The organism is Phenylobacterium sp., from assembly GCF_036963605.1.
Lineage (GTDB): Bacteria > Pseudomonadota > Alphaproteobacteria > Caulobacterales > Caulobacteraceae > Phenylobacterium.
Window position 1 is genome coordinate 12,765 of sequence record NZ_JBALUY010000059.1, and the last position, 9,776, is coordinate 22,540.

At 65.6% G+C, this 9,776-nt stretch carries 9 protein-coding genes; 2 read left to right on the plus strand and 7 right to left on the minus strand.

Translation table 11 applies throughout. The features are described 5' to 3' along the window. Nucleotides 1-266: 266 nt before the first annotated feature. Together ahpF and ahpC are read right to left on the minus strand one after the other, a co-directional pair. Nucleotides 267-1,853 carry an alkyl hydroperoxide reductase subunit F gene (gene ahpF, locus V7702_RS12015; RefSeq protein WP_335650344.1) on the minus strand — a complete coding sequence of 529 codons (1,587 nt, stop codon included), beginning with the start codon at nt 1,851-1,853 and terminating at the stop codon, nt 267-269. Nucleotides 1,854-2,116: 263 nt separating this feature from the next. Beyond that, the gene (gene ahpC, locus V7702_RS12020) at nt 2,117-2,680 is read right to left on the minus strand and encodes an alkyl hydroperoxide reductase subunit C (RefSeq protein WP_305286786.1); all 564 of its coding nucleotides are present in this window, start codon (nt 2,678-2,680) and stop codon (nt 2,117-2,119) included. A 181-nt stretch (nt 2,681-2,861) separates the two neighbouring features. On the opposite strand from ahpC, the gene V7702_RS12025 reads away from it, so the two are divergent. Continuing rightward, nucleotides 2,862-3,917, plus strand: a complete 1,056-nt coding sequence (locus V7702_RS12025; RefSeq protein ID WP_335650345.1) for a DUF4917 family protein — start codon at nt 2,862-2,864, stop codon at nt 3,915-3,917. A gap of 85 nt (nt 3,918-4,002) precedes the next feature. Continuing rightward, a complete protein-coding gene (locus tag V7702_RS12030; RefSeq protein ID WP_335650346.1) occupies nt 4,003-4,539 on the plus strand; it encodes a hypothetical protein in 537 nt (178 codons plus the stop codon). On the opposite strand, the gene V7702_RS12035 is transcribed toward V7702_RS12030, so the two are convergent. The 5 genes from V7702_RS12035 to V7702_RS12055 all read right to left on the minus strand — a co-directional run. After that, nucleotides 4,525-5,886 (minus strand): flavin-containing monooxygenase, encoded by a 1,362-nt coding sequence (locus V7702_RS12035; RefSeq protein WP_442958416.1) that lies wholly within the window; start codon nt 5,884-5,886, stop codon nt 4,525-4,527. The genes V7702_RS12030 and V7702_RS12035 overlap by 15 nt on opposite strands. A gap of 351 nt (nt 5,887-6,237) precedes the next feature. Next, nucleotides 6,238-7,035: a 3-hydroxybutyrate dehydrogenase gene (locus tag V7702_RS12040; protein WP_335650347.1), complete on the minus strand. Its 798-nt coding sequence runs from the start codon at nt 7,033-7,035 to the stop codon at nt 6,238-6,240. A gap of 18 nt (nt 7,036-7,053) precedes the next feature. Continuing rightward, nucleotides 7,054-7,836 carry a peroxide stress protein YaaA gene (yaaA, locus tag V7702_RS12045; RefSeq protein ID WP_335650348.1) on the minus strand — a complete coding sequence of 261 codons (783 nt, stop codon included), beginning with the start codon at nt 7,834-7,836 and terminating at the stop codon, nt 7,054-7,056. Nucleotides 7,837-7,888: 52 nt separating this feature from the next. Then, the gene (locus tag V7702_RS12050) at nt 7,889-9,298 is read right to left on the minus strand and encodes an FAD-binding oxidoreductase (RefSeq protein ID WP_335650349.1); all 1,410 of its coding nucleotides are present in this window, start codon (nt 9,296-9,298) and stop codon (nt 7,889-7,891) included. 24 nt (nt 9,299-9,322) lie between these two features. After that, on the minus strand, nt 9,323-9,776 hold a 454-nt coding region (locus V7702_RS12055), incomplete at its 5' end, for a Sua5 family C-terminal domain-containing protein (RefSeq protein WP_335650350.1).

Genomic DNA, 9,776 nt, shown 5'->3' on the forward strand with positions numbered 1-9,776 from the left:
AGCCCGAGGGTGACGGAGAGAGACCATATCCTTCAGACGTCATCCTGGGCCTTGTGCCCAGGATCCCTCGTGACGCCCGGCCCGCCCTCGACAGGGATGCTCGGCACAGGGCCGAGCATGACGACGTGGGGGCGGAGGGTGCTGCGCTCACCCCTTCCACCGTCATGGTCGGGCTTGACCCGACCATCCACGAACACCGGGCTGGCCGCGGTGTGCATGGACCCTCGGGTCAAGCCCGAGGGTGACGGCTGAGAAGCGGGAGCGCCCTAAGCCGCCTCGCGGGCCTCAACCGGCGCCAGGCGGATCAGGTAGTCGAAGGCCGAGAGCGCGGCCTTGGAGCCTTCGCCCATGGCGATGACGATCTGCTTGTAGGGCGTCGTCGTGGCGTCGCCGGCGGCGAAGACGCCGGCCACCGAGGTCTGGCCCTTGGCGTCCACCTCGATCTCGCCGCGGGGCGACAGGGCCACCCCGTCCTCGGCCAGCCATTCGGTGTTGGGCACCAGGCCGATCTGTACGAACACGCCTTCCAGCTCGACCGTGTGCGAGGTCCCGGTCCCGCGGTCATTATAGGTCAGCGCCGTCACCTTGGACCCGTCGCCCTGCACCTCGGTGGTCAGCGCCGAGGTGATGACCGTCACATTGGGCAGGCTCCGCAGCTTGCGCTGCAGAACCTCGTCGGCGCGCAGCTGGCCGTCATATTCGATCAGCGTCACGTGCGCGGTGATCCCGGCCAGGTCGATGGCCGCCTCCACGCCGGAGTTGCCGCCGCCGATCACCGCCACGCGCTTGCCCTTATAGAGCGGCCCGTCGCAGTGGGGGCAGTAGGCCACGCCCTTGTTCTTGTACTTGTCCTCGCCCGGCACGTTCATCTGCCGCCAGCGGGCGCCCACGGCCAGGATCACGGTGCGCGATTTCAGCGAGGCGCCGTTCTCCAGCACGATCTCCACCAGGCCGCCGGGCTCGGACGCCGGGATCAGCTTGGCGGCCTTCTGCAGGTTCATGATGTCGACTTCATAGTCGCGCACATGGCGCTCCAGGTCGGCGGCGAGCTTCGGGCCCTCGGTGTGCGGCGTGCCGGTCAGGTTCTCGATGGCCATGGTGTCGAGCACCTGGCCTCCGAAGCGCTCGGCCGCGATTCCGGTGCGGATGCCCTTGCGCGCGGCATAGATGGCGGCGGCCGCGCCGGCCGGACCGCCGCCGATCACCAGCACCTCGAAGGGTTCCTTGGTCTTGATCTTCGCCGCCTCGCGGGCGACCGCGCCGGTGTCCAGCTTGGCCAGCACCTGTTCCAGGGTCATGCGGCCTTGGGCGAACTCGGCGCCGTTCAGCATGACGGTGGGCACGGCCATGATCTGGCGTGCCTCCACCTCTTCCTGGAACAGCGCGCCGTCGATGGCCACGTGGCGGATGCGGGGGTTGAGCACGCTCATGGTGTTCAGCGCCTGCACCACGTCGGGGCAGTTCTGGCACGACAGCGAGAAATAGGTTTCGAAGACGAAGTCGCCGTCCAGCGCCTTCACCTGTTCGGCCACTTCGGCGTCCACCTTGGGCGGATGGCCGCCCACATGCAGCAGGGCCAAAACGAGCGAGGTGAATTCGTGGCCCATGGGCAGGCCGGCGAAGGTGACGGCCACATCGGTCCCGGTGCGGCGAATCTCGAAGGAGGGGCGGCGCGCATCGTCGCCATCCCGGCGCACGGTCACCTTGCCGTCCGACGCCGAGGCGATGTCGTCCAGCAGCTGCGCCATCTCCGCGCTCTTGGGGCCGTCGCCGAGGGAGGCGATCAGCTCGACCGGCTGGGAGACGTTCTGCAGATAGCCCTGCAGCTGGGCTTTCAGATTGGCGTCCAACATGGCTCGGCTCCGGAGCTTGCGCCGGCGAGGCGGCGCGAAAGGGGGGAGGAAACTCAGACAGCGGCGATCAGGAGGCGAAAGGGCCGGCAGACCCCAGGCGCAGACAAGGCATAAGCCCGTCCAGCCCATGGCGTTCCATGATCGATAGAGGGGGCGGGGCGTTCCCACAGGCCTGCCTCGCGCAAGCGCCAGGCGGGTGCGGAAACGCCCCTTAATCCGTCAGCCTGACCCGGCAGGATCAGGTCGTCTGGAAGGGGTCGGCCTTAGATCTTGCCGACGAGGTCCAGGGACGGCGAGAGCGTCTTTTCGCCCTCTTCCCACTTGGCCGGGCAGACTTCGCCCGGATGGGCGGCCACGTACTGGGCCGCGCGGATCTTGCGCAGCAGCTCCATGGCGTTACGGCCGATGCCCTCGGCGGTGACTTCCATGAACTGGATCACGCCTTCGGGGTCCACCAGGAAGGTGCCGCGGTCGGCCAGGCCTTGGCCCGCGCGCATCATGCCGAAGTTGTTGGTGACCAGGCCCGAGGGGTCGCCGATCATGGTGTATTCGATCTTGCCGATGGCCGGCGAGGAGTCGTGCCAGGCCTTGTGCGAGAAGTGGGTGTCGGTCGAGACCGAATAGATCTCCACGCCGAGCTTCTGGAACTGCGCGTAGTTGTCGGCCAGGTCCTCCAGCTCGGTCGGGCAGACGAAGGTGAAGTCGGCCGGGTAGAAGAAGACCACCGACCACTTGCCCTTCAGGTCGGCGTCGCTGACCTCGACGAACTTGCCGCCCTTATAGGCCTGGGCGGTGAAGGGAAGGATGGTCGTGTTGACGGAAGCCATGCGGCGCTCTCCTGGCGTTGGGGTTTGCAGGTAGGGGGAGGAAACGCCGCCTATCTACCACCCCATGCTGCATCGCAGAAATCGATTTTATCTGGCGTGGCGATAGAGGGGGTCGATGGGTCGGCGGCCTTGCCAAGCTAAGTAATGGCACTCAAGATGTTGATATATGGAGGGGAGCTCTGTGATCATCACGTTCAACGAGGCTATCGAGCAATCTGCTGCTTATTCCAAGCGACATGCGATCCTCGGAAACGGGTTCAGCATCGCTTGCCGAGCAGACATTTTTCACTACGGGTCGTTATTTGACGAAGCCGATTTTTCCTCGTGCCCAGAGGTCAAAGCAGTTTTCTCTGAACTTGGAACGCAGGACTTCGAGGCGGCTATCCGTGCGCTAGAAGGCGCGGCAAAAATCCTCCCCGCATACGTCAAAGACGGCGACGGGGCTGGTGAGAAGATGCGGGCACATGCTTCGGCCTTGAAAGAAATTTTGGTGAAGACGATTGCGTCAAACCACCCGGCAACCCCATCCGAAGTGTCCGACCTTCAATTCAACAAATGCAGAATATTCTTGGCAAACTTTCTCGGTCAAGGTGGCCAGATATTTACTCTGAACTATGATCTTCTTTTGTACTGGACGCTAATGCATGACGATGACACTGATTTTGGGCAAGTAGAAATTAACACGAACGACGGATTCGGTAACGACGAGGATGATCCCGACGCCGATTATGTTGTTTGGCAAGGCGAAGTTGGTGCTCATAATGCTTGCGTTCACTTCTTGCATGGAGCGCTTCACCTTTTTGACTCCGGATCCGAGCTCAAAAAGTACACGTGGGTGCGAACTAACAGACCGCTAATTGAGCAGATAAGAGAGGCCATAAACGTCGATACATTCCCAGTTTTCGTGTCGGAAGGATCTAGTGATCAGAAAAAGAAAAAAATCCGACACAATGCATATCTATATCAGGGATATAAGCAGCTAACGGCCAACGCCGTGCAGTCAAAGCATTGCTTTTTCATATTTGGCCATTCTCTAGCTGAGAATGACGACCACATATTGAATCGTCTTGCTCGTGGACGATTTGCGCATCTATTTGTCGGAATATATGGCGATCCCGACTCTGATGAAAATAAGAGAATCCGGAAGCGTGCATACGAAATGACAGGTATGCGCCACTATAAATCGCCTATGGAGGTCACGTTCTTCGACGCAGGTTCTGCGGAAGTCTGGGGTTAAATCGCCGGATGATTCTGAGCCTTGTTCCCGCGCGATTTTCACGTTTTGTTTTCGGGCAGGCGGGAGGCGCGGCAGGGCTGTGCGGATGACGGACGAGACCATAGGGCGGCGCGTGGCGCGCTACTTCTCCGAAGGTGTGGGGAAGGACGGGGCGACGGTTCCGGCGCGGCCGGAGTTGTCGGGTTTCTGGGCGTTCATCCGGCCGATTTTCTGGGGCTCCGTCGTCATCTGCATCCTCAGCTTTTCGATCGCCCTCTTTCCATTGTTGATCGCTGACCCGATGCGCACGCCTGAGTTGGCGATGCGTGTCGTCCTTGGCAGCTTCTTCGGCGCATTAGGCATCTCCAGTTGCCTTGTGGTCGTCGCCGCAATCTTCTGGCGCTGGACGCGGCGGCAGTTTGGCCGGTCGCAAGAGGCGGAGGTGCGCGCGTGGCCGCGGCACCAGTTCGATGACGCCATCGAAAATTCGGAATGGGAGGCGACCATGTCTCGCGGCTGGAAGCATGCCCAGTATCGTCGCTACATCGCGTGGCTCTACATGGAACGGCAACGGACACACGGCGTCCCCATTCCTGACCGCATACGTGAGGACGTGGACAGCCGCAGCTCAGGCGCCCCCTAGCCTAGCTGGCGGCTTCGGCGAGCGCCGGTTGCGCGTGCCGCGCCTCTTCTCCCCCCGCTCAATCTCCCGCATAAGGTCATGCACATAGAGGCCGAAGTCCACCTGGATGGTGTGGCGCTGGCTTTTGTAGAAGTGGCCCAGGTGCAGGGCTTCGTCCTTGGCGATGATGGCCTCCATCTCGGGCGGGCTCGGCGGGCGGTAGCGGCCGGCGAGGCAGGCGGCCGCCAGCTTGGCCTGCTGTTCGGCGAAGTTGACCAGGGTCGGCAGGGGCTGGGCCAGGCCCATGAAAAACAGGTTGTCGATGCCGGGCTTCATCATCCGCTTGAACAGGGGGAAGCGGTTCTCGGCGTCGGGCTTAAGGTCCGGGTCGTCGAAGAAGGGGAAGCTGATCTTGTAGCCGGTGGCGTAGATGATGGCGTCCACCGCCTCCACGCTGCCGTCCTCGAAGCGCACCTTGTCGCCCATCAGCTCGGCGATATTCGGCTTGAACCTGATGTCGCCGCAGCCGGCCCGCGTCAGGAACTCGCCGGAGACCGAGGGGTGGGCGGTCAGGGGCTCGTGGTCGGGCTTGGGCAGGCCATAGTCTTCCATATTGCCGACGATCTTGCGGATGCGCTTGGCCGCCAGGCGCAAACCGAGCTTGCGCGGCATCCAGTGGGGCATGGAGGCTTTGTCGGCCACGCGGCCGTTCATGTATTTGGGCAGCACCCAGACGCCCCGGCGGGCGGCGACCCACAGGGTCTTGGCGATCGGCTTCTGCGACAGCTCCGAGGCGATATCCATGGCCGAATTGCCCATGCCGACCACCACCACCCGCTTGCCCCGCAGGTCCACCGGCGCGAACGGGCTGCGATAGTCGTGCGCATGGAAAGCCGGGCCATCGAAGGCGCCGGGATAGTCCGGATAGCGCGGGTCCCAGTGGTGGCCGTTGCAGACGAACAGCACGTCATAGGTCTTCGTCTCACCGGTCGAGAGCGTGACCGCCCAGCGGCCGTCCTCGGTGCGGGCGGCCTTGGTGACGGCGGTGTTGAAGGTGATGTGCGGGCGAAGGCCGAAGTGGTCGACATAGGCCTTGAAGTAGTCCAGCAGCTGGCCGTGATGGGGGAAGTCTGGCCAGTCGGCCGGCACGGGATAGTCCTCGAAGGCCAGGCGCCATTTCGAGGTGTCGATGTGCAGGCTCTCGTAGCAGGCCGACTTGCCGTTGGGATTATTGAAGTACCAGGTGCCGCCGATGTCGTCGGACATCTCGAAGACGTCGAAATCGATCCCCTCGTCCTTCAGCCGCTTGGCGGTGGTGAAACCCGAACAGCCGGCCCCGATGATGCAGGCGGTGAGTGGCGCGCCCATGTCTGATCCTCCCACGCCGATGTCCCTCGGCTGTGTGGCAGAGGATGGCGCGGTTTCCCCTAGGGTCGGCAACTGGGGGGTCTGCGTCCTCCACCCCACCATTGTCATCCTGGGCCTTGTGCCCAGGATCCCTCGCGCAGCTTGCGCCTGCCCTCGACAGGGACCCTCGGGACGAGCCCGAGGGTGACGACATTGGGGGGCGGGGGGCCTCGAAGGACGAGGGCGGTGGCGCAGTCTCTCCCCGTCATGGTCGGGCTTGACCCGACCATCCATGAACACCGGGCCGGACGCAGTGTGCATGGACCCTCGGGTCAAGCCCGAGGGTGACGAGGGCGGGTTAGGGTCGCGGCCTCAGGTCGCCGTCCAGCCGCCGTCCACCGACAGCGCAGCCCCGGTGGCCGAGGCGCCCATGTCCGAGACCAGATAGAGCAGCATCCCGGCCAGGTGGTCGTACTCCACGAAGGCCCGGTTGGGCTGGGCGGCGAGGATGACCTCGTCCACCACACGGTCTTCGGAAATGCCCCGCGAACGGGCCTGGTCGCCGATCTGGGCCTCCACCAGGGGGGTCTTCACATAGCCGGGGCAGATGGCGTTGCAGGTCACCCCGCTCTTGGCCAGCTCCACGCCGACCGCCTTGGTCAGGCCCACCACCCCGAACTTGGCCGCCACATAGGCCGACTTGAACGGCGAGGCCACCAGGCCATGGGCCGAGGCGATGTTGACGATCCGGCCGCGGCCTTGCGCCTTCATCACCGGCACAGCCGCCCGGGTGGCGTGGAAGGCCGAGGACAGGATGATGGCGATCAGGGCGTCCCACTTCTCCGGCGGGAAGTCCTCGATGGGCGAGACGTGCTGGATGCCCGCATTGTTGACCAGGATGTCGAGCCGGCCGAACTCGCGCACGGCGAAGTCCACCAGGTCGGCGATCTCGTCGGGCTTGGTCATGTCCGCGCCGTGATAGGCGATGGTCGCATTGGTGCGCGCCTGCAGCGCCTTGCGGTCGGTCTCGATCTGGGCCGGATCGCCCAGGCCGTTGAGGATGACATTCACCCCTTGCTCGGCGAGCGCCGTGGCCATGGCCTGGCCGATGCCGCTGGTGGAGCCGGTGACGATGGCCACGTGGCCGGCGATCCCATAATCCACGGCCATGTCGCGCGCTCCTTGAGGTCAGGCCGCGGCGGCGGCCGGTTGCTGGCGGCTGAAGGTCCATTCGCCGGGCTGCGACTGGGCGGCCACGAAGCCGTAGCCCTCCAGGTCGAAGCCCCGCAGATCATCGGCGCGGCTGATGCGGTTGTCGATGGCGTAGCGGGCCATCAGGCCCCGGGCCTTCTTGGCGTAGAAGCTGACGATCCGCGCATGGCCGTCCTTTTCCTCCAGGAAGCGGATGTTGAGGATCGGCAGTTTCAGGGCCTGGGCGTCGACGGCGCCGAAATATTCCTGGCTGGCCAGGTTTACGAGCGTCGGGTCGGCATGATCCTGGCCGGCCACGTTCAGCGCCTTGGCGATCCGGTCGGACCAGAAGTCATAGAGGGTGGCGCCGCGCTTGGTCTTCAGCCGCGTCCCCATCTCCAGGCGATAGGGCTGGATCACGTCCAGCGGCCGCAGCAGGCCATAGAGCCCCGAGAGGATGCGCAGGTGGTCCTGCGCCCAGTCCAGATCGGCCTTGTCCATCGTGCGGGCCTGAAGGCCCGAATAGACGTCGCCATTGAAGGCCAGGGCGGCCTGCAAGCCGTCCTCGCTCTCGGGATCGAAGGCCTGGAAGCGGGCGCGGTTCAGCTCGGCCAGATTGTCCGACAGGGACATCAGCCGCTTGAGGTCGGCGACGGTGAGCTTGCGGGTGGTCTTGGCGAGCTCGATCACGTCCGCATCGAACTGCGGCGCCGTCATGGGCAGCAGCTTTTGCGGCGCGGAGAAGTCCAGCGCCTTGGCCGGGGAGAGAACGAACAGCATGGCGCGGTCCTTTGACCGCTCTTGATGACAAAGCCAAGGCGGTTGCGCGGCTTTAGAAGTGGACCCGCGGGTTCATGATGCGCTTTGGATCAAGGGCTGAACGGATCGCCCGCAGGGCGTTCACCTCCACCGGCGCCTTGTAGCGCAAGGCTTCTTCGGTCTTCATCGCGCCCAGGCCGTGCTCGGCCGAGATGGAGCCCTCGAGGCGGGCGACAATGTCGTGGACAATCCGCGACCCAGCGTCGCGCTTGGCCGAATGGGCGGCGTCGTCGCCCCCATCGGGACGCAGCACGTCATAGTGGATGTTGCCGTCCCCCACATGACCGAAGGCGCAGATCCGGCAGCCGGGGGCGAAGGCGCGCATGGCCGCACCGGCCTCCTCCAGGAAATCGGCCACCTTGCTGACCGGCACCGAGACGTCGTGCTTCCAGGTGGCGCCCTCGGGCTTCTGGGCCGGCGACTGGTTTTCCCGCAGCGACCAGAGCGCCTCGGCCTGGGTCTTGGTCTGAGCCACCACGGCGTCGGCGATGAGGCCGGTCTCCAGGGCCTGGGCCAGCAGCCGCTCCAGCGCAGCCTCGGCCGAACCCGGCTCGCCAGACGCCAGCTCCACCAGCACGTACCAGGGATGGGGTTCGCTCAGTGGGTCGCGCTGGCCGGCGATGTTCTTGAGCGCGAAGTCCACGCCGACCCGGCTGATCAGTTCAAAGGCCTCGACCCCGCCGCCGGCCGCCTCCTTGGCCCGGGCCAGCAGGTCCAGCGCCGCCCGGGGACTGGCCAGGCCGACCATGGCGGTGGCCCGCGACGGCAGGATGGGAAAGAGCTTCAGGCTGGCGGCGGTGACAACGCCCAGCGTGCCCTCGGCGCCGATCAGCAGCTGCTTGAGGTCATAGCCGGTATTGTCCTTGCGCAGGCGCTTCAGGCCATTCCAGATTTCGCCATTGGGCAGCACCGCCTCCAGGCCCAGCACCAGGTCCCGGGTGGTCCCATAGCGCAGCACCGCGGTGCCGCCGGCATTGGTGGAGATCACCCCGCCGATGGTGGCGGTCCCTTGAGAGGCCAGGTCCAGCGGGAAGCGGCGGTTCTTCGCCAGCGCCGCCTCGTGCGCGCCGGCCAGGGTGACGCCGGCCTCCACCACCATCACATCATCCAGGGCGTCCACGTCGCGGATGGCCCGCAGGCGCTCGGTGGACAACAGGATCTCGCCCATGGGGATCTGGCCGCCCACCAGGCCGGTGTTCCCCCCCTGCGGCGTGATCGGCACGCCGGCCTCGAAACAGATGCCGACCACGGCTGACACCGCGTCCGTCGAGCCCGGCAGGGCGAGGAAGGGGGTCTGGCCGCTCCAGCGGTCGCGCCATTCCAGCAGCTTGGGCGCCAGGCGCTCAGGGTCCTGGCTCCAACCGCCTTCGCCGAGCACGGCCTTGAGGCGGGAGATGACGTCGGCGGGCACGGAAAGGGTCATGGGATAAATCTAGCCCCTCACGGCCTAGCCGACAAAGCCCGCCGCCCGGTTCAGGCGGTCGGCGATCGCCTCCCCCAGGCCATGGGCCGGGATCGGCGCCACGGCGATGGCCCGGGGCGCGGTGCGATCCGCCGCCCGCAGATAGGCGAACAGGCGGGCGGCGGCCTCGGCCAGGTCGCCGCTGGGGCTCAGATTGAACACCCGCGGCCCTTCCGGCGCGCCGGGGCCGAAGGCCAGATAGGCCTCGTCGGCCTCTGGGGCAGCAGCGTTGAGACGGACCGGCGCCTGGGGGGCGTAGTGGCGCGCCAGGCGGCCGGGCGAGCGCCGGGCGTCATCCTCGGCCTCGGCCAGGGGGCCGATCACCGCCTCGATCTGTTCGCGGGTCACGGCGCCGGGCCGCAGCAGGCGGGGTTCGTCCAGCAGGGCGACCACGGTGGACTCCAGGCCCACGGCGCAGGGACCGCCGTCCAGGGCGGCG

Coding starts and splice junctions, on each gene's coding strand:
- ahpF (WP_335650344.1), bottom strand. CDS start 1,853: ATGTTGGACGCCAATCTGAAAGCCCAGCTGCAGGGCTATCTGCAGAAC.
- V7702_RS12035 (WP_442958416.1), bottom strand. CDS start 5,886: ATGGGCGCGCCACTCACCGCCTGCATCATCGGGGCCGGCTGTTCGGGT.
- yaaA (WP_335650348.1), bottom strand. CDS start 7,836: ATGCTGTTCGTTCTCTCCCCGGCCAAGGCGCTGGACTTCTCCGCGCCG.
- V7702_RS12040 (WP_335650347.1), bottom strand. CDS start 7,035: ATGGCCGTGGATTATGGGATCGCCGGCCACGTGGCCATCGTCACCGGC.
- V7702_RS12030 (WP_335650346.1), top strand. CDS start 4,003: ATGACGGACGAGACCATAGGGCGGCGCGTGGCGCGCTACTTCTCCGAA.
- V7702_RS12050 (WP_335650349.1), bottom strand. CDS start 9,298: ATGACCCTTTCCGTGCCCGCCGACGTCATCTCCCGCCTCAAGGCCGTG.
- ahpC (WP_305286786.1), bottom strand. CDS start 2,680: ATGGCTTCCGTCAACACGACCATCCTTCCCTTCACCGCCCAGGCCTAT.